The organism is Enterococcus raffinosus, from assembly GCF_018917525.1.
GTDB lineage: Bacteria > Bacillota > Bacilli > Lactobacillales > Enterococcaceae > Enterococcus_A > Enterococcus_A raffinosus_A.
This window is the reverse complement of the sequence record NZ_JAHLOS010000009.1, coordinates 43,265-67,472: the sequence shown is the minus strand read 5'-3', so window position 1 is coordinate 67,472 and position 24,208 is coordinate 43,265. Positions and strand designations below refer to the sequence as shown.

The window sequence follows — 24,208 nt, the reverse complement described above, 5'->3', positions numbered from 1 at the left end:
ATACTTTGATTGAAGAAAGATTCACAAAGGGTGCAGGAGGTGAAAGAAATGTCAAAACGACTATGACTATGAGGTGAAAACCTACTTAGAGTCTCTAAGCGAGTTCGTGTAGCATTCTTTCCCTCAAAGTATTCCTGTGATTAAAAAATCTAATCCAATACTTTCGAAGGGCGCATACCAAACAGTATGCTTTTTTGTGCGGAAAAAATGGGGTGAAAGCAAAGCTAGAACTCACCATTCCAATGAATCAGACAAAAAACGAAAGAAGGATTTTGAAAAATGAAAAAAAGAATTAGCGGATTATTACTCATTGCTTTAGCCATATTTGCCATCGTGTTAACGGGTTGTTCCAGCAACGATGCAAAAGAAGATGGAAAGAAAGACCGTGCCGAAGCAGATATCGATTGGCAAATGATCGCACCAGAAAAGATGAAGGATGTTCTTGAAACAGACGATGCCACCGATTATCAAATCATCGACATTCAACCAGAAGCAGACTATAAAAAAGGACATCTGCCAAACTCAATCAGCGTACCAGCTTATCCAGTAGATACGAAAGAACTAGAAAAATTAGTCGTGGACAATGCCGACCAGTTTAAAGATGGCGATAACCCAATCTACGTTGTTTGCCCAGGCGGCGGAGGCGGTGCGAAACGTACCATCTCATTATTGATCGATGAAGGTGTCGATGAATCTCGGTTATATATCGTTGAGAATGGTGCGAAGAAATGGCCTTATAAAGACGATAATAAATTATGGGTGACAGACTAAAAAAGTTCCCATTTAATTAGTGGATACAAGAAACAGGCTCCTTACTCATTCGTTGAGTTTGGGGCCTGTTTTACTTTAACAAAAAATAAAATTATACTGAATTTAACGTAAAAAGAAGCTGTTAACATGGAGACGGTAGCAAGAAAGATCGGACTATTCTGGCTGAGTTAGAGAAGAATTTAGGGATTGATACGAGAGTCATAGATCCCAATGAGAAGCTGTTTGTCCTGTTAGACGAAACAGATGATGGATTCTCGGTGACTAGAGATCGAGAGAATGGAACGATTACCAGCTATACCGACAAGCCGTTTATTTATTATGTGGATGTTTACGATTGGAAAAAGTTTTATCAGCCATTTTCTCAGTATCTTCAATCCTTGGAAGCGCCCTTTGAGCTGTGGAAAATCTGGGAAGGAAGGCTCGAGGTACATGAGCTGAAGAGGGTACAGATCAAAGAAATATCGGCTCATCAATTGGAAAAATTAATTGATTATTACCAGCCAGTTGTCGGGAGCTATGAGTAGCACTAAACTAATCAATTACGTGATAAGCTAAGAAGGTTCTCTGCGAAGATCAATTCTCGTCGCAAAGAGCCTTCTTTTATTGTGCATTCAATTCCCATATAACGCCGAATTTGTCTTGTAGCTTCGCATAATGAGATTCCCAGAAAGTCTTGTGCAGACTAACAAGACTCGTGGAGCCGGTTTTGATCAATTGATTTTCTAAAGTGGTGATCTCTTCATAAGACTCTAACTCCAGCCAAAAAGAGATACGACCATTAGATGTGATAGGCTGCAAATCGTTCTTTTCGACTACATCTCCCGCATAAAAGAACTGATTTCCCAGTTTAAAAGTCGCATTAGCAATACATCGGTTTCGCTGATCATCCTCTGTGTAGCCCACGTCTTCAAAGGTCATTTTTTCAACGATTTCTGCATCAAAAACATCAGCATAATAAGCTAAAGCCTGCTCACATGTATCATCAAATAAGATAAAAGGAACATTTGCTTGGATCATCTGATCACCTCCACATTCATTCTAGCATAGCCATTTTAGGAAAAATTATTCTAGATTGTGTTCTTTTTGAAGACAGAGGAAAGAAGCTTAACCAAATTGATCAGAATAGGCGGGTCTTCCTTGATTGGTGGGCGTAAAGTAATCGTGAAGTGTTGACCGCTGGATTCTGGAAAGGAAATTTTCTCATTCACTTTACCGCGTAAAGCCTTATTCAAATGAAAGTAAGAGAAAATCGTATTCGTAGAGTCGATGGCACAGGCCAGAAGGTAATACTCACCAGTCGGGATATTCTTTAACAGATTTACGTTACGATTTTTCGTTGCGATACCTGAGACGGGCTTATGGTTGGGTATAGTAGTGTGAAAGAGCCCGATAAAAAGAATTCCTTTCTTTAATTCTGAAGGCAGCTCGAGCGTCACCTGACAGAAGGAATCCCCAGCTTCTTTGAAATAGTCGACCGCTTCTTCCTCACTTGCTTCAAACAGTTTGGCAGCAGAATAGAGGTCCGTCATTTCCTGTTTATACTGTTTAGGTGAGCTGCCTGTATACTTTTTGAAGGTGTTTGAGAAGCTTCCGGAGCTAGAGTAACCGACCGAAGATTGAATGGACGTAATCCGATCCTCTTGTTCCAGTAGTTCAATTGTTTTCTCCGCTTTTAAACTTGAAATATATTATCGCAACGAGTATCCGGTAAGACGCTTGAATTCTCTACTAAAGTGATGCTTATCGTAACCGAAATGTGCAGAAATATCCTCAATTTTCAACTCATCTAGAAAAATATTTTCCTCAATGTAAATGAGGATATCTTCAATAATGTCTTTCATTTATCTCAGGCCTTTTCCAAAAAGTATAACGTCTTATACGAAATAATGCCATTTTATAATGTACAACATTAATTACTTTTTATTATTTTATTAATTACATATTAGTTTTTTTAAACGAGTTTCACTGTTAAATGTAACTGATAATAGTTGATTTCCATTTACTTAGGTGACAAAAGATGTTATTTTGTTTATAGGAATATTAAATAAAAAAGAACTTTATCTCATTAGAGCCGAAAGTGAATAAGGAGCTGGGGTTCTCCAATGATCTGGGTTACGAGGTTTCTTACTAAACAGTCCTAACATACATGAATGTTTGATAGATGATGATTTTAAGATGGGGTGGAAAATCAATGCTAATAAAAATGGAGGCTTTGCCAAAAATTGAAGAGAAGGTCGAAACATTACTAGGCACTCGCTTGTCAGAGTATTGCACGGTAAATATCATGCATACAGACTTTGGCAGCGACTTTTACTGTGTGCTTCCGCCAGATGAAGCAAACGACCGAAAGGAGTTTTATGTTCAATATCGAGAACTGGAGAGAGTCGCGGATAAGGATGACTGTTTGTCCCTGCGATTAAAAACGTCAACCGTTCGCAGATGGTTTAAGAAGAGGTGCTTAACCTTTCTTTTTTATGTTGACCTTGCTCGAGATGATATCTACTGGATCGATCCATTTGAACAACTTTTTGAAAGACTAGAGCAGCTCGCACCTAACCAGGAGGCGATTGTTTTTGACATTCCTAAGAAAAATCTGCTTTCAAAGGATGCCAGAGAATTTCCAAATTATTTCTTTGAGCGCATGGAGAAGTTCGATAATTATCTATTCAACGGCACCTTGGATCGGGTCAGTCGCGATATTGAGACCTTTACAGACAACTCTTCATTTTCTGAGGAGCTGCTTGTTGATGAGAAGGAGAGTTCCATAACGATTAAGTACAAAAGTGTTTCGTTAGATGCTGAATTTCCTGAAAAGGATCAGGATGGCAGCTGCTCGATCACCTTTGCACGGCTGATGAAGACGTCAGATCCGGGGATTCATTTGACTCACAAGGAAATATTAAGCTTGTTCTATTTCGGTAAAGAGACCGATGCACGCTTAGGCATGCGAAAATACATTGGGCTATATCTGGAGGATTTGGGTCAATATTTCGTTGAATTTGGAAGCAGTGTCGCCTATTTATACCAACATGAAGTAGACGAGTTGGGCGTAGTAGTCGATACATTTATAAAAAAATACGTTGCAAAGATTACGGATTTTCTAAAAGACCTGCAATCCTTTGCTTTTGAGCCTTATTATGGCGATCATCGAAGGTTTAAGCTAATGCAGCTGGACGTAGAAACATGGGAAAAGGTTCGAGAGCATGTTCAGAAATACCAAACAAATAATGGGGCGTATGAAAAAGGCTATATCTTCTCACCTTATGCAGATCCGAACCAAATCGGCGTCGATGACGATCAAGGCAGAGAGCTATTCAGTGTGTACGGGTATTATAAACAATCCGATGTCGACGTAGAGAAGCTTGTCGTTGATGTAGTCTGGGAGTACGTTGATTACTCCGAAGCTGGAGCAAAGGCTGGACAGACCTACAATGTTGCGGATACGTATGCCTTTTTTATCAATGAGCTGCTGCCTAATTTCTTTACCAGTGAGCAGACGGTCAAGAAAAGAAGGCTCTTTCGAACGAAGCTGGTGAAGGTCTATAAAACCCAAACCAAAGAAGAAATCGAGAAAAAAATCTTTATCCCAAAATATAAGCTGACACAATATCCGAATGGAAACGCGGAATTAGCCGAGACCTTCCGCTACTTATCAGACTATTTGAAGGCACAGGAATTTTATGCCTTTGACCCTAAGGCGTTTGAGAATTTGCTAGAAGGCTTTGACAATTTATTAAGAGCTGAATTAGCGATCGGCGGGGAATCTTCAAAGGACTGGTATCAAGAGAAAAAAGAGGATCTGCTAAAAGATGTCAAGCAGCTGAAGCTGGATCAGGAAAATGATTTTCCTAGCGATGGGTATTTTCTTGCGAATACCTTCAGTAAGCTTGAAGCGATCGTCAGCCATTATAAAGGGTCCTTTGATGGAAAAAGAATTCAGGAAAGCGAACTGCTCCGTGAGTTTGCTGATTTAATCGCAGAATACAATGAAGATCGCTTGATCCGGCTGTTGTTGAGTTAGAAGAAGTTAAAGGGGATGTTGAAATGAAAAAGAATAGGGTATTTAGTAGGTTGATCTTGCTGAGCAGTTTGTTCATTCTGCTAACGGCATGCGCCAGCGGAGAATCAAATAAGGCGGAAAACACAACAGAAACAGAACCGAAGACAGAACAAAATTCAAAGGTGGCCGTCAGCATCGAAGGCGGCAGCTACCTCATTCCAGATGGGGAATCGGTCGAAGGGGACACAGGTTTTCTGGCATTGAATATAAAAGTAAAAAATAAGACAGACAAGAAGCTAGATGTCACCTCAAGTGATTTTTCACTGTACGATGAAGATGGTGAAATGGTCGCTTCGGAGCACGTGTATGATTCGCCTGGGAAATTCAAGCTATTAAGTAGTGAAAGCTTATCTGAAGATAAAAGCTTCACGAAGCCATTAGTTTTTAAAGTAGACAAAAAGGCGGACTATGAATTGCATTACGAACCCGTCTATTCTTCTGATGAGGAAGAAAAAGGAATCAAAATAAACGTAAATACCAAGAATTATCCTGATGATGCGAAGGTAATCGAAGAATTAATGGATCAATACATTGCGACGGTATTTTATGCTAGTGATGTTAAGGACTCGAAAGAAGATTCGAAGTTAAAATTAAGCAATGATCTAGAAGAAGAACAAAAAGCCTTCAAGGAAGAGAGCATCAATCTTTTCAAAAAGGGCTTTACGAAGCACAACGTTTCAACCGAAGAAGCTGAAACATTTATCGCGCAGGTTCAAGCATCCAATCGTGAAAAAGCAAAGGTAAGTTATCGTTTTAAGGAATTCTTTCCAGAAACGGCAACCATTTATGTACGTCCAGAAACAGTGCTGCTGAAAAAAGAAGACAAGGATGCGATCGTGAAGCAATTCGTAGATGAGAATAAGGGAAAATATTCCGACTATACGACTGCTCAACGTGAAGCAGAAAAATATCTAGTACAAGAATTACCAATAAAAATCAAAGATATTTCAATCAGCACAGATGAAGACATGGAAGGTGATGGCTACCGCGTAAACCTAGAGAAGAAAGACGGGACATGGGCAATCAATTCAGCGAATGACAGTCAGAACTATACCTTCAAATCACTGAAAAATACCTTTAGATGCGGATTGCATGAATAATCAAAAAAATACACTTGCGAGAACTTTCGCAGGTGTATTTTTTTCGTTTTACTTTAAATGTAAACAAGGATAGCTTCAATGATAACTCTTATTCACCTCAAACATTCCCTGAAAATATCAAGCAGTTGAAAAATCTGTCTATTTCTTTCGCATAGATTTTGAAAAAGAAAAAATAAGCAAGACAAGACCTATAGTTATTAATAGACTAAATAATATGAACAAAATAATACCTGTTCGTGACAGCGAATCAAATAAAGTCAATAGTTGTTGCATGTGTGTTCCTCCTAGGTTCTATTTTACTATAGATCGTACACAAAAATACATAGCGGTCAAACCACAAGAGTTAATGTCCAAGTAATATACGCCAAAGTCATCCATTGGATATGAGGATGAAACGATTAAAGCATTCTCTCTATTATATAAAATTTTATCACAACATAATAATTAATTAAATCAAACACGGGATTTTTATGTTTTTTGTTATTAGAATTATTTTTTTTGATCTCAAAAGAACAATAAAAACTTAAAAATAGAGTTTTATGAAGGAGTGGGGAAGTTTTATGCAAAAAAATCATTTTAATTAATAATATACTGATTTGATCGTTCTCGTGAATCCTGATGCAAGTATCTTTGAAATAATAAAAGTTGGTCTTTTCAACTTGAAAGGATAACCTATCGAGTTTCCTGCGTATTTTAGAGTAAAAGAACTTTGATAGCGGTTGTTTTGCCATGCTATAATGTAGGCGAGAAAACCTGCTGTCTGGAAGGCAGGAAAAACCATGCAAAAGTATTTACCAACGAACGATCTATTATTTAAGAAGCTCTTCAGCTCAGAAGATTCCCAACACATTCTCAGAGCCTTTATCAAAGACTTGATCGGAATTGAATTCAAGACACTGACCCCCACAGTCACTTACCATATCGACAGTTACATAAAATCCTATGAAGAAAACGTGCAATCCGAACTAAAGCGAACCGAAGTCGATGTTTTGGCCGTTGATGAGAATGGGGCCCATACCACGATCGAATGCCAGATACAGTCTCATGATTACTTTCATGAACGGGTGATTTTCTATTTAACCGAAGCCTATCGTTCACCATTTTGGGCGATCGAGACAAAAGAAGTGGAAAAGAAGAACAACTTTTCAAGTCTGCGGCCAGCCTATGGAATCAATATTTTGGATTTTGATCTTTTTGATGAGAATGGAGAAGCTCTACAGCTGTTTCGTTTACTAAATGAAGATACCTTTCGTCCATTTCACAACCAAAAATCACAAGAACTGCTGCTTTTATGCTTTCTCAGCTTGAAAAACAAGAATATCGACAAGCAGCACCCCGCTTGGCACTGGTATTACTTTCTAAAAACAGGAGAAGCCGCAGAGCAGGCACCAGATTATATCAAGGAAGCCAAGGCCAGAACCGATTTTTTAAATCTAGAAAGTGAGGAACAAAAAATGATTATGCGAATTGATAAAGACAAAGCCGTTAGCGATGCGATTCTGTCCACGAGATTTCGAGAAGGACGCGAAGAAGAAAGACGCAGACTAGCGATTGAATTTCTAAAGATTGGGATTTCATTTGAACAAGTATCAAAAGCAACGGGTTTAGATATTGAAACACTTAAAAAGTTGAAAAATGAAGAAGAGTAACGTTCTGAATTATGATAAACAGAAAGGGCAAAAATGGTCATGGATGACGAATACAGAATCAGGCAAATGAATAAGGATAAAGCCGTTAGCGATGCGATCCTGTCTACGAGGTTTCGTGAAGAACGTGAAAAGGGAATTGAGCAAGGAAAATGTATAGTAGCACTTGAATTACTAAAAACCGGGAAAACGATTGACTATGTATCGAAGGTAACAGGATTGGATATAGAAACACTTAAAAGATTGAGAAGTGAGCAATAATAGTACTGCGAACAAGATGTGTAGAAATGTCTAGAAAAGCGAAGTGTGTCTACATTTAAAGAGTTTTTACTAATAGTACCTGTGATTCTAGAATAAATCATAGGTACTATTGTGTCATATCTAAAATCAAGAAAGAAATCGCAAGTTTCCGTCCTTGTGAGATACTTGCGAAACAAACTTGCCGCTCAAAAAATCGATGGCCTCATCATTGAAACCTGTTGGGGTAAGGGATATAGAATGCATGAGATGGTGTACGATCATATTTATTTAGATGGTAGTGAAAATTTAATAATGAAGCAGCAAAAGAGAGAATTCGAATAGAGTTCTCTCTTTTGTTGCATTATGGGAAAGGTTTGATCGCTTTTCGTTTATGTAGGAATAGGAGTGAGAAGATGATTGTATTATATAAACGGAGATACAACTAATAACTCTACAAAAAAGAATAATATATATAAGTTTTCAGGCGGTTTAATCACCTTGTTTTAGTTATATATAATAAAATATATTATATAATTCGTTGATAAATAGTTATATCAGTTATATGTTTGTGGTGATGTAGGAGGCGAGATGTGAAAAAAGTCTTTATAAAATACTGGAACAGGAAAAATAAAAAAAGAGTGTTTGTACATTTTGAAAGGAGTTAAAACTATCTGGATCGGTTGAAAGCTTTGGTTCGTAAATATCTCATTTAGTTGATTTTGCCTACTACAGAAACTGGACAATAGTCCAAAAAAGAAAAGGAGAAAATGATGAAAACAAAAGTGAAAAAGTGTTTATTAGTTGTTGTGATGGTCTTTGGAATGGCTATTTCCTTTGGCGGGAATAGAGTAGAGGCCAGTGAGAAAGTCGATATCAATTCCGCAAGCGTCGAAGAGCTGCAGAGGTTGAATGGCATTGGTACGACATTAGCACAAAGGATCGTTGAGGCTCGTCCATACAAAACTCTGGATGAACTAAAAAGTAAAGTTACAGGAATTGGTGTTGCAAAATTACAGGCGATTAAAGACCAAGGACTAGCAGTAGCAGAGAGTTTCCCAGAAAAAGTTGATCTCAATAAAGCCTCACTGTATGATTTGCAGTTTCTTGTAGGAGTGGGCGCGCCATTAGCTCAGAAAATTATCGATGCTCGACCATATCAAAGTGTGGATGAGTTGAAAGATAAAGTAGTCGGTATTGGGGAAGTTAAATTGCAAGATATAAAGAACCAAGGATTGGCGATGGTTACTGAAGAGAAGATGATTAAGGAGTGGTTTCTTGATGAAAATGTAGCAAATATGGTTGCCAGAAATTTAAGAAAAAGAATTGAGGATATTGTTATATTAGAAGATTTAGCTGAAGTAACTAAATTAGAATATGATATTGGCGATGCTTTTATTACTAATTTCGAAGGTATTGAAAATTTAGTGAACTTGACTAAGATGGATTTTAATTTGGAAAGTAATATTTCAGGACTAAGCTCATTGAAAAGTCTTACTAATTTATCAGAGTTGAAGCTAGGTGGGTGGAAGATTGATCAAACCACAGTTGATGCATTTCAAAATTTGGTGAACTTGACAAAGATAGATTTGGCCTTGGATAGTAAAGTATATAATATTAATAGTTTGAGTAAACTTACTAATTTAGAAGATGTTAAAATAATGGGGGGAGAAATTGATCAAGCTTCAGTTGATTCTCTTCAAAGTTTAATAAAATTAAAAAAATTGAGTATAAAAGTCAGCGATGAAGTTTCTGATTTAAGTAGTTTAGGAAATTGCATAAATTTATCAGAATTATCTATAGCGGGGAGAAATATCAAACCAGCATCAAGTCTCAGTAAACTAGAAAAATTGATTAAGTTAGATATTAGTGGCGGTGAAATGAATGATGTTTCAAACTTAGTAAAACTTAAAAATTTGAATACTTTGTCTCTGTACAATTGCGGGCTTGAAAATATTGATGATCGTAACTACTGAAATACCGAATCTTGTACTAGCAGAACATCATAAGGATTATACATTTACTGATCCAGCTGAAGAAATCGTCAAATATTCTAAGAAACTTGTTGAAGACGATGTAAACGCGATCGTCGTTCTTGGGCATACCCCATCTGTGCAAGGAGCAGGTGAAACGGTGGGTGGAGAAGCTGCTGAGATCATGGACAAAGTCAATCGGGCTGATTCAAACAACAGTGTGGATGCGTTCTTTGCGGGACACAATCATGTTTATACAAATGGCGTAGTAGGAAGTACACGGATCGTTCAGTCGACTTCTCAAGGTAAAGGCTATATTGACTTGCGGGGAGAATACAACCCAGCTACTAAAGATTTTGCTTCGACACCAACGGCAACGGTCAGCGCTGTTGATCCGACTAAAGGAGTGGCGAAGGATACTGTCGTAGAAGAAATCGTAGCAGATGCGGACACGCGTGTTGCTCAAGTAACGGAGCAAAAAATCGGGACGGCTGACAAAGCAGAAGATATTTCTCGCACAGTGAATGAGATGGGTGAATCACCAGTCGGTAACCTTGTGACTGATGCACAAGTCTATATGGCGAATAAAAATGGTGTACCAGTTGATTTCGCTATGACGAATAATGGTGGTATTCGTGATGACCTGAAGGTGAAGTCGGACGCTTCGATCACTTGGGGAGCCGCACAGGCAGTACAGCCTTTCGGAAATATCATGCAGATCGTGGAGATGACCGGGGAGCAAATCAAGAATGTGTTGAACCAGCAAACCTTTAAGTTTGATCCTAATGATGCTAGAGGGAGCGGCTACTTCCTTCAAGTTTCAGGGTTAAAATATACGGTTATCGAAAATCCGGATGAAACAGACACGGATCATCAATATATCGTCAAAGAAATGAAAAAAGCAGATGGGATACCAATTGAAGCTGGTAAGACCTATAAGCTGATCATCAATGATTTCTTATACGGCGGCGGGGATGGTTTCACTGAATTCACGAATGCTAAATTAACAGGGGCTTTAGATCCTGATACAGAAACCTTTATTGGTTACATCGAGGACTTAGAGGCAAAAGGTCAAAAAGTTTCGGCAGCGATCGAAGGACGCAAAACGATAGCGGCTGTTGATCCCGCAAAAGAAGAAACGGAAAAAATCAAAGCTGAAACAACATTCAACGACTACCGTGAGGGAGACAAAGCTTTAACTGGTCAAACGATTCCAAACGGGAAAGTAACAATCACACCAGTTAAAGCACGTGCACTAGCGCAAGGAACTGCGGATAAAGACGGAAAAATCAATGTTGCTGTTGATCAGCTAGGTTTGAAGAAAGATCAAGAGGTAACGGTAACGATTGCTGGAGACAATGGAGGAGAAGCCAGCTTTACAGTAAAAGTGTTACCAAAAGCAACTGAACCAACTGATCCTGCTAAGGAAGAAACAGAAAAAATCAAAGCTGAAACAACATTTAACGACTACCGTGAGGGAGACAAGGCTTTAACTGGTCAAACGATTCCAAACGGGAAAGTAACAATCACACCAGTTAAAGCACGTGCACTGGCACAAGGCACTGCGGATAAAGACGGAAAAATTAACATTGCTGTTGATCAGCTAGGTTTGAAGAAAGATCAAGAGGTAACGGTAACGATTGCTGGAGACAATGGAGGAGAAGCCAGCTTTACAGTAAAAGTCTTACCAAAAGCAACTGATCCTGTAGCTGAAGAAACAGAACGAATCAAAAATGAAACGGAAGTAGATGACCTTTATGAAGGGGATCAATACCTGACAGGGAAGACGATTCCAAATGCGACAGTCGAAGTTGCTGTTGAGGAAACGGCTGCGGCTAACATCGTTCAACCAGTGGCAGTCCAAGCGGCGACGGCAGCTCCTCAAAAATCGGGTGCTGATGGTGAATTTAAACTTGATGTACAAGCATTAGGATTACTTGAAGGCGATCAGGTTCACTTAATTATTACCGGCGAAAAAGGTGGTAGTGGCGAATTCTTAGTCGATGTTTTAGGCGATGCAGCAGCAAAAGAAACGGAGCAAATCAAAAAAGTTACGAAATTTGCGAATATTTACGAAGGCGACACAGAGTTGACTGGGAAAACGATCGCAGATGCAACGATTGATGTTTCTGTTGAGAAGAGTGGAAAATTTGCATTAGGTAAATCGAATGAAAAAGGAAATGTCATCCTTGATATCAAAGACTTGGATTTGAAGAAAGATCAAAAGGTGACGATTACGGTCACTGGTCCAAGTGGTGGGAAAGTCGTCTTTGAGAAAACTGTTCTAGGAAAAATTGTGGCTTCTAATGTCAGCACGAAAACACCGAGCAGTACGACCTGGATCGACGGCACGCTACGGAAAGTTTATCCAAAGACGAATGATGAAAAACAACCAATTTTTATCGTATTGGGAATGGTAGTTCTTGGTACAAGTGGTCTGATTTATTTTAAACGAAGATAATTGAATACTAGCCGAGTCCAGTTTTGGATTCGGTTTTTTTAGTGTTTGTTCTTTTTTTGGAAGAGTTATTGTGAAGTGTTTCTCTTTCGGATATACTCTTTATGATAACGCTTATAATTTTTGGGAGGTGGAAATTTTGTTTATTTATCGACTATGAGTTTGAGCAAGAAATGAACTTAGAGTCTCTAAGTTAGTGAGTAAACAAGATTTCCCTCCTTTCTTTGCGGCGTGATTTTCACGTTTATTTCTGCTGATCGGAGGAGCATACAATTGAGTATGTTTCTTTTTTGTGCGCTCACACACATGTGATGATTTTAATAAAAAAACGATAAGGGGAATGACGATGAAAAAGTTTAAGATTGGTTTAGCGATGTTAGCAGCAGTTTTGGTATTAGGAGCGTGCGGATCGAAGAAGGAAGCGGCAACGGAAAAAGAAGAGAAAAAAGATATTAAAATTGCCTGTAACCAAGTATCTGAGAACTCGTTGAAGGCGGCGAAAAAATCAATGGAAGCAGAAGGCTACAAGCCTGAATTTGTAGTATTTTCAAATAATATTGAAGCACTGCAGGCGGTTCAAGATGGCAATGTAGACGCGTCGTTTGCGCAGCATGAGCCTTTCATGAAGTCCTTTAATGATCAGAAGGGCGGCGATCTGGCAATGATGAAGCCGCATGTTTATTATACAGGGATCGGCTTGTATTCAAGTAAATATGACAAGATTGAGGACTTACCTGAGGGGGCTCAGATTGCCATTATGAATGACGCGATGAATCGTGATAACTCGTTGTTGATGATGCAGGCCGCAGGTTTGATCAAATTGAGTGACGAGAAGAAATCAGGCTATACGGCGTTGGATATCGTTGATAATCCGAAAAATTTTAAATTTGTAGAAATAGAACAGGCGCAAACGGTTCGCAGCTTAGAGGATTTAGTTGCAGCGACCTGCTTCTTTACCTTTATGTTTAACTCAGGTGAGGATTACAAGGATTACTTGATTCGTGATCAGCATGCGAAGGATTTCCCGATCAGCTTGATTGTTAAGAAGGAAAATAAAGACACTGATTGGGCGAAGGCGATTAATGATTCCTTTACAACAGAAGAAAGCAAAAAAGGGATCAATGATCATTTCAAGGGAGTGTTTACTTTCTATGAGTAAATTCCAAGAGCTGGAGCAGCGATTGAATTATTTATTGGATCTGGAGCGCAAGGTTGTGGGGGTCAGTTTTCTCCGAACGCAAGCGGACTTTGAAGCCTATGATGCGCCTTCAACCAATAAATTGATTCCTTATTGCCGTTCGATTCAGCAAGCGACTGAGGGTGTCAGTGTAAAGCTGACCATCGATAATTTTGGCTGCCCGGCCTCCGCGGTGGCGTTAGGACTGATCGAAAATGATGACTACAGTGCCAGTGGTCAAAAGCATGCCAACATGGGTGTTTATAAGGACATTGAGACTAGCAAAGAAATCGCGGATGATATGGTTTATTGTCGAGAGCCTTCTTTTGGTATCGCGATCGAACCTATTGAAGCATGGCAAAGTGCACCAGATGTTATTTTGATGATTACTACGCCATTTAATGCAATGCGAATCTTGCAGGGCAACGCCTATTTTAATGGACAGGCGAAGAACATCAAGATGACCGGGATGCAGGCGATTTGTCAGGAAGGGACTTCGTATCCTTACGAAACAGGGCTGATCAATATTTCGATGATGTGCTCGGGGACGCGTTATGTCGCGCGTTGGAAAGACGAAGAATTGTGCGTCGGGATTCCTTATGAGAAATTCGAAAGCATGATCGAAGGACTTGAAAAAACACTGAATCCAATGGAGCTGTTAGAAAAGAAACGCAAAATTATTAAAAAACTTGCGGCGGATGAGGTCCCGGATTTCTATGATGTTCGCAAGCGAGACAATTATTTTAGAGGCGCTTACCAGGGCGTGAAACGTTAGGTGTTGAGTAGATGGAGATAGTCATCGATCAGGTTAATAAAAGTTATGGCAAGCAGGCTATTCTAAAGGATATTTCGCTAACGATTCCCGCGGGTTCCATCATGGGAATTTTAGGAATCAGTGGAGCGGGGAAATCAACTCTGCTGCGTTGTATCAATGGTTTGGAGCAAAGTCAATCCGGCAGTATCCGCATTGGAACACAGACATTGGAACATTTATCAGAAAAACAACTGCGAGAAATGAAGAAAAAGATCGGGATGATCTTTCAGGGGAATTCCTTGATCGAACAAAAAACGATTTATAAGAACGTCGCGTTGCCATTGGAATGCAGCGGCTACTCTAAGGAAGCGATCAAAGCGCGAGTAGAAGAGTTGCTGGCAGAAGTGGGGATTGCGGATAAGGCACAGATGAAGCCGCTGCAATTATCTGGCGGGCAGAAGCAGCGTGCGGCGATTGCCCGTGCCTTGACCATGAATCCTGAGATTCTGCTTTGTGATGAGGCAACTTCTGCTCTTGATCCGAATATCACCAATGGCATTTTGGATCTGCTGCTGAAATTGAATCAGAAAATGGGACTAACCGTCGTCGTTGTGACGCATCAAATGGAGGTCGTGAAAAAGATTTGTGATCGGGTCGCCATTTTACAGCAGGGAAAGATTGTAGAAGAAGACACGGTTCAGCAAGTCTTTCTGAATAATTCTGAGGTGCTGCAAACAATCACGGGAGAGCAGCAGACGAATTTTGAAAAATTGAAGTCGAACCATCGTTTAGTAAATCTTGTAACGCCTTTGGAGGAGGATCTTTTTGCCTTGCTGCGACAAGCAGAGATAGAGACTCCGCATTTATTAAAGGCCACGACAGAACAATTTAAAGCAGAGACCTTGACGACACTGTTGTTATCAGTCCCTGATAAAGATGTAGAGAAGCTATTGAGGCTTGCGGCTCAAGGGCATTTCAGCTGTCAGGAGGTGAGGAGCGGTGAGTAATTCGGTCTTGATCACGCAGGTGTTGTTGCCTAATTTAATCAGTACACTCATCATGGTACTGGTCTCTTCATTGATTGCGACGATTATCGGCTTCGCTTTGGCGGTTGTTCTAGTGATCACCAATAAAAAGGGCTTAGCGCCTAACGCGAAAGCTTATCGCCTGCTGGATTTTATCGTGAACATTATTCGTTCGTTTCCATTTATTATTTTGATGGTCGCGCTTATGCCGTTCACTCGAGCAATCGTAGGGACAACCATCGGGACCTCAGCGGCGATCGTGCCTTTGACGTTTGCGATGACGCCTTATGTGGCACGGCTGTTTGAAAATAATCTATTGGAGATTAATCCGTATACGTTAGATGCGGCAAAATCGATTGGCGCGACCCATATGCAGATTATTTTCAAGGTGATGCTGGTAGAGGCATTTCCTAGCATGATCTCAAGCTTGACCTTGGCGATTATCTCCGTTTTAGGCTATACCGCGATGGCTGGCACGGTTGGCGCAGGTGGTCTGGGCGCTGTAGCAATCACCTACGGCTATCAAAATTTCGATAATACGATTATGTATAGTACGGTGGTTCTGCTAATTGTTTTTGTCCAGCTTGTTCAATGGATCGGCAGTCTGTGCTACAAAAAAGCGAAAAATTAGTATTGGTCAGGGGATAAGGAAACTTGTGCCCTGATTTTTATTTTCCCGTTTTTAGGCGAAAAACTGCTATGGGTGAGATAGCTGTCAGTATTAATATCAGGTATAATGAGTGAACGATATTTTTTAGGAGGAGTTATGGAAAAGTCGAATCAGCTCAAATTGAATCTACAATATGTCAGTATGCAGGTTCCTTATTGGATGGGGTATTCAGTGCTGGGAACCTTTACTTCGGTGTTCTTGCTGTCCCGTGATTTCACGAATGGTCAGATTGGGACGGTTTTGTCGCTAGCGAATCTAGTTGCCACCGTTCTTCAACCATTCTTGGCATCCTTTGCTGATCGAATGACTCGGATTCGTTTGTCGCAATTGGCGGCGGGGATGGCACTGCTGCTGGTCCTGTTTTCGGGCATATTACTGGTGTTACCAAAAGCCTTTTTGATTGTCGCCTTTGTTTACATCTTGCTTTATACCTGCTTGGTGCTTTTGCAACCATTGACGATTGCTATCGGCACCTTCTTTATCAGCCGCGGTTATGCCTTGAATTTTGGTGTGGCGCGGGGAATGGGCTCCTTGGCCTTTGCGGTTGCGGCAGCAATTACTGGAGTTTTGATTGAGTGGTTTTCTGCGACGATTATTCTATTTCTTTTAATCGGGATTTTTCTTTTCTTTGCGCTGGTAACATTATCGATTGATACGCGCAAGGATGGCGGGAAATATTCAGAGTCGATTATGCCAGAGCATCTTCAGGAGACGCACGCGGGGGAACCCATCGGCTTACTGGAATTTGCGAAAAAGTATAAGCGCTTTATGGTGTTACTCGTCGGGGTATCCTTGCTGTTTGTTTTCCATACGATTACCAACAGCTATATGTATCAAATCGTTCAGCCCTTAGGTGGAACGGAATCCAATGTCGGATCGTCCCTATCGATTGCAGCGTTGAGTGAGCTGCCCACCATGTTTTTCTTTTCATGGCTATTGCGACGTTTCAAGGTTCATTCTCTGATGCGCTTTGCCGCCTTCTTCTTTTCTGTTAAAGCGCTGCTGGTCTTGTTTGCAGGAAATATTTTTCTGATTAATGTGGGGCAAAGTCTTCAGATGCTTGGCTTTGCGATGCATACGATGGCTTCAGTTTATTACACGAATCAGATCATTCCGCAAAAGGATTTAGTCAAAGGACAAACGCTGATGGCGACTGCCAATTCGATTGGCGGAATCATTGGAGCTTTTGTCGGCGGGCAAATCCTAAGCTTCCTATCGGTATCAGCGATGCTGTTGATCGGCGCGTTGATTTCACTAGCCGGCACATTAATTGTTTGGTCATCAGTACAGAAAACTGGAAAAATAGAAACGTCTATTTCCGAATAGGGAATAGGCTTTTTTTCTATTTTAATTATTAAGAGAGGCTTCCATTAACGAATAGTTTCGATCTTGTTTAATAACTGTTTAACAATTTGTAGCTGTCTATTGCTTTTTGATGCCTAAACTGTCATCAAGAAGTAAAGAATGAGAACTCGTATTAAACATTCTTTCTCGGAGATATTTTACACTCTATTTTCAAATGAGAAATAGGCGTTTTATTTCTTTTTCTTTTTCAAATGGGATAGAGTGGAGTTTGTAATGATCGAGAGTATAATCGGAGGCAGTTTATGAAACGTTATCGTTATTATTTGTTTATTCTTTTAATTGCTGGACTTTTTGTCGTTCCGCAGCTCTGGACCCAGAAAATGATTTTGGGAGCGGACGCATTGTTTCATTACAATCGTTTTTATGAGACCGCGGAACAACTTAAAACCGGAAATTTCAGTTATTTCATTTCTATTTTTGGGTTTCAGCAATCTGGTCGTGTCGTCAATGCGGTGTATGGACCGCTGTTTTCTTATTTGCAAGGCGGACTTGTCTTACTCGCTGGCAGCTGGTTTCGTTATCAGGTGTTATCGAATTTTCTTGTCTATTTGTTGGCAGGCTGTTCGCTGTTCAAATTATTGACCTATGGCAAAATCAAAGAAAATACTGCATTTTTAACAGCAGTTATTTTTATGACTACCTACAGTATCAATTACTGGGTCATGAATCAAGGATTTACGAGCTGGGGAACGAGTCTTTTACCCCTATGTCTGATCCCGCTGGTGGATCTGAAAAATGACCATTTTCCAGTGGTCAAAATGGCTTTAAGCATGGCACTGATGACCCAGATTCATATCCTAACAGCAATGATGCTGGGACTGATCTATGCGCCGTTTTTTATTGCTTATGCACGAAAACGTTGGGGCAACGCATTAGTTGATCTTGCCAAAACGATCGGCTTATATGTCTGTTTATCCATCAATGTTTGGATCAGCTTATTTTTGATCAACACAGGCGATCAATTGAAAATGCCCTTTATTAATCCGGAGATGAGTGAAAAGGCCATTGATTTAGGCGGCTCCTATTGGCTGCATTTCCCTAGAATTTTATGCCTGCTGCTAATTGTGTTCTTTCTTTTGGGATTGGTCTATTGGCGTAGTATCCAGCGCTTTACAAAGCAGCTATTGGTTTTCAGTGGGATATTCTTTTTCCTTTCCACGAGCCTTATTCCGTGGGATTGGTTGGTTGCGCACCGAGTACCGTTGATCACGTTGATCCAATTCCCTTTTCGTTTTTTTGCACCATTTACGGTTTTGTTTTTATTCTTTATCGCGTCCTTAATTCACGATTTAGCTGGGAAGAAATTCCTTTTTTGGGGATTGCTTTTTCTAAGTGTGTTCAGCATCGGACAAAATCTGCAGCTGCTCACCCATGAGTTGAATCAATGGAACAGTCACTCTTTAGAGAGTAAGCATACGTTTGTCCGTGTTTCTGAAGCTGCGGCGCGAAAAAGCTTTTATTCAACGGATTTAGCGAAAGCATTGAAGGCGGTAGAAAAATCTAGTCCAGATTATTTACCGATTTATCATAATGATACGAAAAATAAATACGTCAGCTATGAAAAACAGATTCTCAATAATCAAACAACCTTTTCTAAGGTAGTTAAAAACAACCAGTTGGAGCTCTCCTGGCAAGCCAAGCAAGCTGGGACAGTTCAATTGCCGATCGTCGTTTATCAAAATACAAAAATAGTTGAAAATGGTCGAGAGATTACCCCGACTGCTTTAACGAATATTGGCGTACCAACCATCAAGCAAAAAAGCGGAAAAAATACGGTTCGTATTCACTATGATCCGCCGAACTACAGCTATGTATTTTTTGCTGCTTGCGGCTTCAGCTGGTTTGCAACACTCTTAGGATGTCTTCATCATTTTTTCAAAAAAACAGGTTAACTTTGGCTTTCTGATCCGCTATCGGGTAAAATACAATTTACAATATAAGAGGTGAAGAAAATGACAAATTACAACAATGAAAAAGATCGCCGCTTACGTGGATCGATGGCACCAAAAACCGAGGATGATGTTGCGTTAGCTGGAACAAATTCTAGCGAGACAGAAAATAAACCGGAAGCGTTGGCCGGCAGTAACTCGGGTGAGGAAAAAGAAATCGCCCGCTCTGGCTCAAATGCGGTAGAGGAAGAAGAGCCCCACACTTCATTAAAGGATGAAGCGAAAAAAATCATGAAAGAAATCGAAGACAAGCTTGATCCGAAGAAGTAACGAGTAAAAAGCAAATGGACAATTATTTAGAAATTTATGAGCATTGGTACCCGCGAAGCTATGGGTTGACTGATTATCCGACGGAATGTCATGTGACCTATTCAGGAGCAGAACGGAAAGCACTTTTCGAACAATTGACTGAGTCACAACAGGCACTGGTTAACCAACAGAGAAAATATGAGGTTCGCTCATTGTTTTTGCAAAAGCAATATTTACAGACTTCTGATTGGGAATTTGTTGCGTTGAATATAGACGATGAGTACGAGCGTGGCGTTCACAGCCAATTAAAATGTGCCTGTGGTCGCCCGTTAAAATATCAATTTGTGATCGAATCAAAAAGCAAGCAGCAGGAAATTCGTTTAGGAATTCAGCATTTTAAGGATCATTTAGGGATTTCGCAGCAGGTAGCGGAGGAAATCAAAAAAGGCGTGGCTCATGTAGATTTGGCTTTGGATGAATTGCTTTGGTTGACGGAGAAGAAAATTTCTTTTCCGGAGGATTTGTGGCATCGTTATGTTTTTGCTTATTACCGCAATAACACGTTGCGTCGTCCGCTTTCTTTGAATCAAAAGCTGGCAGAACGAGTGGTACGGTTTCGTGAGGCGGAGATGCCGCTGTTCATCGGTGATTATCTAAGTGTCGTTACGGAGATCAACCAAGTAGATCACGCTGTTTTTGATCGTCAGGAAAAGAATTTCTTGGCGGATAAAACCGTCTTTGAAGCATATTTGGCTGATTTTCAGCAGGATATTCAAGCACCGATCTATTTGGAACGAACCTTTTGGGGACGAAAGCTGACGGATTTTATTCACCTGGAACGCTATGGTGCTGAAACCTACGAAGAAGCAAAGGCGCGCTATTTTGATGATTTGCTGTCTTTTTTACTGGCATTGAAGGATAAAAATAAAGCAGAACGGAAAATCCGCAGCTTTGAACATTTTCATCAAAGAAAATATGGCGACGCAGAATTGATTGGGTTCATTATCACAAAGTATCAGCAATACCAGTTTACACAAAATTTTTTCTTAGCGATTCCGAAGGTTTATCGGGTTGGTATAAGGAAAGCAATCAAACGAAAACAGAAAAAATAGGGAGTTGGTTCGAGAAAGAATCAACTCCCTAAAATTGTTTTAAGCCCCAGGTGAGTAGAATTGTTATTCTTCTAGTAATTTTTCTAGAACTTCCAATACACCTGAGTCGTTATTTGAAGGGGCGCGATGCTGGGCTGTCTCAATTAATGCTGGACTGCTTTTTTCCATCGCATAGCTGTTTTTGGTTAATGCCAGCATTTCCAAGTCGTTATTGGCATCGCCGAACGCGACAAGTTTATCAGGTACCAACTCCCAACGCTTCAATAACCAGTCAATCGCAGAGCCCTTATTTATCCCAGGAATGATTAGATCGACACTGCCATGACCGCTGGCGACTGCTTTGACCTCGCCCTCAAAAGCCTCATTCATTTCCGTCACAAAATCTGCCACGCGGTCCACCGGCAGATCCAAGCCGAACTTAACAAAGCTGTCTGGCGGCAGCTGATCAAACGAATCTAATTCCATTAGTCGATGATAATACAGGCGAGAGAACTCACGAATTTCTTGTGGAACCTTCTTCAAAATATACGCCGAATCAATACCGCAGAGGATCACATCAGGTTCTAGCTCGTGATCTGCTAAAAATTTCAGCATTCTTTCGACAAGGGCCATTGAAAAACTGTTACTCCGCAGCAACTGTCCTTGTTGGAAAATCAACGCACCATTTTCTGAGACAAAGGTGATCTGGTCCTCCAGTTCAGGAAAAAAGGATTTCAATTGATAATATTGATTGCCACTAGCAACAATAAAATGGATATCCTGCTCTTGAAACCGCTTAAATATTTTTGTAAAACGTTTTTTGTCATAGGTATTATCAGACTTTAGAAAAGTCCCGTCCATGTCAACGGCTACTGCTCGAATCATGTTTGTTCCTCCTTGATAAATAGTAATAGATTTCTTTTAGCTTTGTTGCAAAAAGATCGACAACTCTCTTTCATTGATAAAACTAGTTTACGGGATTAATTTAAATAACGCAAAAAGAGTTTAATAGACTGTGTGATTTTTAGTTTTTATGGGATAATGGAAATGTAAGAAACAATAAGGAGCTGAAAATCGATGTTCGATTCGCAAAAGGTAAAGGATTTGAATGAATTGGAGTTGATCGTCTATACCTTTATTGTCGAGAATATGGAACAGGTAGGCAGGATGACGATTCGTGATCTTTCTGAAAGCTGCCACGTTTCTACATCGACGATTTTACGCTGTTTAAATAAGCTTGGCTTTTCTGGCTATACAGAATTCAAATATGCCTTGAAGGAAAATATTTCGCGACAGGGACAATCCTTTGAAGCCTTTTACGATGCGAATGTTCATGTGGATGCTTTTTTAAAAAAGGTAAACAATGAAAGCTATCATACGGTATTAGATCCCGCGATCGATCTGATTCTTGGGAGTAAGCATCTGGTTTTTTCAGGAATCGGGACAAGCGGTACTTTAGGAACCTATGGGGCTCGCTATTTTTCCAATTTATTGTTCAATGCATACGCGATTACTGATCCCTTCATACCAGTTCCGACAAAGGGGCTAGACACGACCTTAGTCATTGCTTTATCCGTCTCCGGCGAAACGACCGAGATTATTAAGCAAATAGAAAGCTTTAAACGTTATGGCGCAAAGATTTTAAGTATCACGAATGATCAGCATTCGACTATCGCACAAATGGCAGATTTCAATATTTCTTATTATATGCCGGAAGTAACTGGCCCAGATCCAACGGAAGAATTTATTAATCTAACCACACAAGTGCCAGTCATCGCACTTTTGGAAATTTTAGCACATCAAGCATATCAACGAGAAAACAATGCTAAAGACTGAGTAAAACAGCCTTTAGCATTATTATTTTGCCAGTTTTTCTTCATGCTTTAGCATGATTAGAAAAATGGTATGCGTACGAAAATCATTTCACCAAGAATGAGCTAGCTGCCAGTTTTTCTTCATGCTTCAGCATGATTATGCTAGTTTCACTTGAGATTCTTGCTTAGTGAAACTGTAGGCGTAATGTAGTGGAGACGTAAAATAGTATTCGTACGAAAGTCATTTCACTAAGAATGAGCTAGCTGCCAGTGTTGTGTGACAGCTGTTTTTTTGCCCCTCAAAAGCATATTGAGAAAAATAATAGCTCGTAAAGCGAATAAAACGTCAAAAAAGAAATAATTTGTTTTTTTCTTTGGAACATGTTTCTGCCTGTTCCAGAAGTATTCCATTCAATGAGGTCATCACTTATGATAAAACTGTAAACGGATACAACAAGCGAATGGCCATCGCACCATCAAAATTTTTTTTAAGGAGAATCATTTATGAATAATTTTATCAACGAGAAATTATTGCCCCCTATTTTAAAATTTGTAAATACAAAAGCTATCACTGCTCTGCGTAATGGGATGCTGTACACCATGCCATTTACGATCATTGGTTCGATTTTCTTACTTTTAGCAAACTTCCCAATTCCAGCAGTTGCTGATTGGGTTGCTAGCAGCGGATTAGATGTTTACTTCAACGAAGCTTTCGGTGCATCATTTGGTATTATGTCAATTTTTGCCGTAATGGGTATGGCAAACTCTTATGTAAAAGAAGAAGGCTTCGAAGGATTGCCAGCAGGAATGATCGCGTTAGTAATCTTCCTACTTACACAACATTCAAGTGCAACGAATGCAGACACAAATGCAGTCGTAACAAACGTCATCGACAAGACTTGGACAGGTGGTCAAGGAATGATCAGTGCCATCCTCGTTGGGTTGTTCGTCGGTTGGTCCTACTCTTGGTTCTTGAAACGCGACATCCGCATCAAATTGCCAGAACAAGTACCAGCAAACGTAGCGAACTCATTTACTGCATTGATTCCAGCAGCGGTCATCACGACAGTCGCGTTAGTGGTCTATGTAATCTTTGATAAGGTGTTCAATACAACTGTTGTAGAAGCTATTTATAAATTAATTCAAACACCAATGCAAGGGGTTACAGATACCTTCGGCGGTGCCATGATGTTAGGTTTCTTGGTTCCATTCTTATGGTTCTTCGGAGTTCACGGTTCGACATTGGTCGGCGGAATCATGGGTCCAATTTTGACAGCAAATTCATTAGAAAATACAGCTATCTTGAACTCAGGTAAAGAATTGACCATTGCGAATGGCGGTCACATCGTAACACAACAGTTCTTAGATCAATTCATGACAGTAACTGGTGCAGGGATGACGATCGGGATCGTAATGTTCATGGTGATGTTCGCTCGTTCGGCGCAGTTTAAACAATTAGGACGTTTGGCTTTGTTACCAGCGGTGTTCAATATCAATGAACCGATCCTATTCGCTACACCAATCGTTATGAACCCAATCATGGCGTTGCCATTTATCTTAACACCGATGGTTTCAGGTGTGATCACGTACTTTGCATTGTATACCGGACTTGTTCCATTGTTTACAGCAGTTGTAGTACCTTGGACGACACCGCCAATCATTTCAGGTTTCTTAATCGGCGGCGTGAGAACAGCAATCTTACAAGCAGTTGTATTAGTAGTTGGTTTCTTCATCTATCTGCCATTTGTTCGTAAAGTGGATTCATTGAACTACTTGCAAGAACAAGGAGAAAGCATGGAGCAAATCGAAAAGGATTTAGCAAATGAAAATAAAAAAGCCGAAGGAAGCGCAACGGTTTAATTGAAGAGG

23 protein-coding genes and 1 pseudogene are annotated in these 24,208 nt (G+C 40.1%); 19 read left to right on the top strand and 5 right to left on the bottom strand.

What is annotated here, in order from left to right; all coding sequences use genetic code 11:
* The first annotated feature begins 279 nt into the window (after positions 1 to 279).
* Both KQI58_RS08190 and KQI58_RS08185 read left to right on the top strand, forming a co-directional pair.
* A complete protein-coding gene (locus tag KQI58_RS08190; protein WP_216408108.1) occupies positions 280 to 771 on the top strand; it encodes a rhodanese-like domain-containing protein in 492 nt (163 codons plus the stop codon).
* A gap of 257 nt (positions 772 to 1,028) precedes the next feature.
* Positions 1,029 to 1,295 carry a hypothetical protein gene (locus KQI58_RS08185; RefSeq protein ID WP_216408106.1) on the top strand — a complete coding sequence of 89 codons (267 nt, stop codon included), beginning with the start codon at positions 1,029 to 1,031 and terminating at the stop codon, positions 1,293 to 1,295.
* 76 nt (positions 1,296 to 1,371) lie between these two features.
* Here the strand turns inward: KQI58_RS08185 and KQI58_RS08180 are convergent, their stop codons facing one another.
* From KQI58_RS08180 to KQI58_RS22635, 4 genes and pseudogenes are all read right to left on the bottom strand, one after another.
* On the bottom strand, positions 1,372 to 1,788 hold the full coding sequence (locus tag KQI58_RS08180; protein ID WP_216408104.1) for a VOC family protein: 417 nt from the start codon (positions 1,786 to 1,788) through the stop codon (positions 1,372 to 1,374).
* Between the two features lie 50 nt (positions 1,789 to 1,838).
* Positions 1,839 to 2,300, bottom strand: a complete 462-nt coding sequence (locus KQI58_RS22645; protein WP_253295843.1) for a hypothetical protein — start codon at positions 2,298 to 2,300, stop codon at positions 1,839 to 1,841.
* A gap of 15 nt (positions 2,301 to 2,315) precedes the next feature.
* Positions 2,316 to 2,456 (bottom strand): annotated as a pseudogene (locus KQI58_RS22980) (helix-turn-helix domain-containing protein); the annotation flags it as partial.
* 3 nt (positions 2,457 to 2,459) lie between these two features.
* Complete coding sequence (locus KQI58_RS22635; protein ID WP_253295842.1) at positions 2,460 to 2,612, bottom strand: helix-turn-helix transcriptional regulator; 153 nt, start codon at positions 2,610 to 2,612, stop codon at positions 2,460 to 2,462.
* A 350-nt stretch (positions 2,613 to 2,962) separates the two neighbouring features.
* Here KQI58_RS22635 and KQI58_RS08170 point away from each other — a divergent pair, with 350 nt between their 5' ends.
* From KQI58_RS08170 to KQI58_RS08100, 15 genes are all read left to right on the top strand, one after another.
* Positions 2,963 to 4,792: a DUF4365 domain-containing protein gene (locus KQI58_RS08170; RefSeq protein WP_216408102.1), complete on the top strand. Its 1,830-nt coding sequence runs from the start codon at positions 2,963 to 2,965 to the stop codon at positions 4,790 to 4,792.
* A gap of 23 nt (positions 4,793 to 4,815) precedes the next feature.
* Positions 4,816 to 5,931 carry a DUF4352 domain-containing protein gene (locus tag KQI58_RS08165; RefSeq protein ID WP_216408100.1) on the top strand — a complete coding sequence of 372 codons (1,116 nt, stop codon included), beginning with the start codon at positions 4,816 to 4,818 and terminating at the stop codon, positions 5,929 to 5,931.
* A gap of 779 nt (positions 5,932 to 6,710) precedes the next feature.
* The gene (locus KQI58_RS08160; protein ID WP_216408098.1) at positions 6,711 to 7,580 is read left to right on the top strand and encodes an Rpn family recombination-promoting nuclease/putative transposase; all 870 of its coding nucleotides are present in this window, start codon (positions 6,711 to 6,713) and stop codon (positions 7,578 to 7,580) included.
* 33 nt (positions 7,581 to 7,613) lie between these two features.
* A complete protein-coding gene (locus KQI58_RS08155) occupies positions 7,614 to 7,838 on the top strand; it encodes a hypothetical protein (protein ID WP_216408096.1) in 225 nt (74 codons plus the stop codon).
* Between the two features lie 111 nt (positions 7,839 to 7,949).
* On the top strand, positions 7,950 to 8,159 hold the full coding sequence (locus tag KQI58_RS22975; RefSeq protein WP_367397924.1) for a winged helix-turn-helix domain-containing protein: 210 nt from the start codon (positions 7,950 to 7,952) through the stop codon (positions 8,157 to 8,159).
* Between the two features lie 428 nt (positions 8,160 to 8,587).
* Complete coding sequence (locus KQI58_RS08145; RefSeq protein ID WP_216408094.1) at positions 8,588 to 9,790, top strand: helix-hairpin-helix domain-containing protein; 1,203 nt, start codon at positions 8,588 to 8,590, stop codon at positions 9,788 to 9,790.
* Positions 9,774 to 12,248, top strand: a complete 2,475-nt coding sequence (locus tag KQI58_RS08140; RefSeq protein ID WP_253295841.1) for a 5'-nucleotidase C-terminal domain-containing protein — start codon at positions 9,774 to 9,776, stop codon at positions 12,246 to 12,248. The genes KQI58_RS08145 and KQI58_RS08140 overlap by 17 nt, the downstream gene beginning before the upstream one ends.
* 343 nt (positions 12,249 to 12,591) lie before the next feature.
* On the top strand, positions 12,592 to 13,404 hold the full coding sequence (locus tag KQI58_RS08135; RefSeq protein ID WP_216408092.1) for a MetQ/NlpA family ABC transporter substrate-binding protein: 813 nt from the start codon (positions 12,592 to 12,594) through the stop codon (positions 13,402 to 13,404).
* A complete protein-coding gene (locus KQI58_RS08130; protein WP_216408090.1) occupies positions 13,397 to 14,197 on the top strand; it encodes a DUF169 domain-containing protein in 801 nt (266 codons plus the stop codon). Before KQI58_RS08135 ends, KQI58_RS08130 begins: the two co-directional genes overlap by 8 nt.
* Positions 14,198 to 14,208: 11 nt before the next feature.
* Entirely contained in the window at positions 14,209 to 15,183 is a 975-nt protein-coding gene (locus KQI58_RS08125; RefSeq protein ID WP_216408089.1) for a methionine ABC transporter ATP-binding protein, read from the top strand.
* Positions 15,176 to 15,832 carry a methionine ABC transporter permease gene (locus tag KQI58_RS08120; protein WP_216408087.1) on the top strand — a complete coding sequence of 219 codons (657 nt, stop codon included), beginning with the start codon at positions 15,176 to 15,178 and terminating at the stop codon, positions 15,830 to 15,832. Before KQI58_RS08125 ends, KQI58_RS08120 begins: the two co-directional genes overlap by 8 nt.
* A gap of 135 nt (positions 15,833 to 15,967) precedes the next feature.
* On the top strand, positions 15,968 to 17,197 hold the full coding sequence (locus KQI58_RS08115; protein WP_216408085.1) for an MFS transporter: 1,230 nt from the start codon (positions 15,968 to 15,970) through the stop codon (positions 17,195 to 17,197).
* A gap of 281 nt (positions 17,198 to 17,478) precedes the next feature.
* Positions 17,479 to 19,128 (top strand): hypothetical protein, encoded by a 1,650-nt coding sequence (locus tag KQI58_RS08110; protein ID WP_216408083.1) that lies wholly within the window; start codon positions 17,479 to 17,481, stop codon positions 19,126 to 19,128.
* A 60-nt stretch (positions 19,129 to 19,188) separates the two neighbouring features.
* Entirely contained in the window at positions 19,189 to 19,455 is a 267-nt protein-coding gene (locus KQI58_RS08105; protein WP_216408081.1) for an rRNA processing protein, read from the top strand.
* Positions 19,456 to 19,469: 14 nt separating this feature from the next.
* A complete protein-coding gene (locus tag KQI58_RS08100) occupies positions 19,470 to 20,546 on the top strand; it encodes a hypothetical protein (protein ID WP_216408079.1) in 1,077 nt (358 codons plus the stop codon).
* A gap of 63 nt (positions 20,547 to 20,609) precedes the next feature.
* Here the strand turns inward: KQI58_RS08100 and KQI58_RS08095 are convergent, their stop codons facing one another.
* A complete protein-coding gene (locus KQI58_RS08095; RefSeq protein ID WP_216408077.1) occupies positions 20,610 to 21,410 on the bottom strand; it encodes a Cof-type HAD-IIB family hydrolase in 801 nt (266 codons plus the stop codon).
* Positions 21,411 to 21,602: 192 nt separating this feature from the next.
* On the opposite strand from KQI58_RS08095, the gene KQI58_RS08090 reads away from it, so the two are divergent.
* Together KQI58_RS08090 and KQI58_RS08085 are read left to right on the top strand one after the other, a co-directional pair.
* Positions 21,603 to 22,361 carry a MurR/RpiR family transcriptional regulator gene (locus KQI58_RS08090; RefSeq protein WP_216408075.1) on the top strand — a complete coding sequence of 253 codons (759 nt, stop codon included), beginning with the start codon at positions 21,603 to 21,605 and terminating at the stop codon, positions 22,359 to 22,361.
* A 482-nt stretch (positions 22,362 to 22,843) separates the two neighbouring features.
* Positions 22,844 to 24,199, top strand: coding sequence for a PTS sugar transporter subunit IIC (locus tag KQI58_RS08085; RefSeq protein ID WP_216408073.1), 1,356 nt, complete (start codon positions 22,844 to 22,846; stop codon positions 24,197 to 24,199).
* Positions 24,200 to 24,208 lie beyond the last annotated feature (9 nt).

Bases quoted from the DNA above. Each gene is read 5' to 3' on its own strand.
- KQI58_RS08090 (WP_216408075.1), top strand. From the start codon at position 21,603: ATGTTCGATTCGCAAAAGGTAAAGGATTTGAATGAATTGGAGTTGATC.
- KQI58_RS08160 (WP_216408098.1), top strand. From the start codon at position 6,711: ATGCAAAAGTATTTACCAACGAACGATCTATTATTTAAGAAGCTCTTC.
- KQI58_RS08140 (WP_253295841.1), top strand. From the start codon at position 9,774: ATGATCGTAACTACTGAAATACCGAATCTTGTACTAGCAGAACATCAT.
- KQI58_RS08095 (WP_216408077.1), bottom strand. From the start codon at position 21,410: ATGATTCGAGCAGTAGCCGTTGACATGGACGGGACTTTTCTAAAGTCT.
- KQI58_RS08155 (WP_216408096.1), top strand. From the start codon at position 7,614: ATGGTCATGGATGACGAATACAGAATCAGGCAAATGAATAAGGATAAA.
- KQI58_RS08165 (WP_216408100.1), top strand. From the start codon at position 4,816: ATGAAAAAGAATAGGGTATTTAGTAGGTTGATCTTGCTGAGCAGTTTG.
- KQI58_RS08135 (WP_216408092.1), top strand. From the start codon at position 12,592: ATGAAAAAGTTTAAGATTGGTTTAGCGATGTTAGCAGCAGTTTTGGTA.
- KQI58_RS08115 (WP_216408085.1), top strand. From the start codon at position 15,968: ATGGAAAAGTCGAATCAGCTCAAATTGAATCTACAATATGTCAGTATG.
- KQI58_RS08085 (WP_216408073.1), top strand. From the start codon at position 22,844: ATGAATAATTTTATCAACGAGAAATTATTGCCCCCTATTTTAAAATTT.
- KQI58_RS22645 (WP_253295843.1), bottom strand. From the start codon at position 2,300: ATGACGGACCTCTATTCTGCTGCCAAACTGTTTGAAGCAAGTGAGGAA.
- KQI58_RS08105 (WP_216408081.1), top strand. From the start codon at position 19,189: ATGACAAATTACAACAATGAAAAAGATCGCCGCTTACGTGGATCGATG.
- KQI58_RS08130 (WP_216408090.1), top strand. From the start codon at position 13,397: ATGAGTAAATTCCAAGAGCTGGAGCAGCGATTGAATTATTTATTGGAT.
- KQI58_RS08100 (WP_216408079.1), top strand. From the start codon at position 19,470: ATGGACAATTATTTAGAAATTTATGAGCATTGGTACCCGCGAAGCTAT.
- KQI58_RS08180 (WP_216408104.1), bottom strand. From the start codon at position 1,788: ATGATCCAAGCAAATGTTCCTTTTATCTTATTTGATGATACATGTGAG.
- KQI58_RS08145 (WP_216408094.1), top strand. From the start codon at position 8,588: ATGAAAACAAAAGTGAAAAAGTGTTTATTAGTTGTTGTGATGGTCTTT.
- KQI58_RS08190 (WP_216408108.1), top strand. From the start codon at position 280: ATGAAAAAAAGAATTAGCGGATTATTACTCATTGCTTTAGCCATATTT.
- KQI58_RS08125 (WP_216408089.1), top strand. From the start codon at position 14,209: ATGGAGATAGTCATCGATCAGGTTAATAAAAGTTATGGCAAGCAGGCT.
- KQI58_RS08110 (WP_216408083.1), top strand. From the start codon at position 17,479: ATGAAACGTTATCGTTATTATTTGTTTATTCTTTTAATTGCTGGACTT.
- KQI58_RS08170 (WP_216408102.1), top strand. From the start codon at position 2,963: ATGCTAATAAAAATGGAGGCTTTGCCAAAAATTGAAGAGAAGGTCGAA.
- KQI58_RS22635 (WP_253295842.1), bottom strand. From the start codon at position 2,612: ATGAAAGACATTATTGAAGATATCCTCATTTACATTGAGGAAAATATT.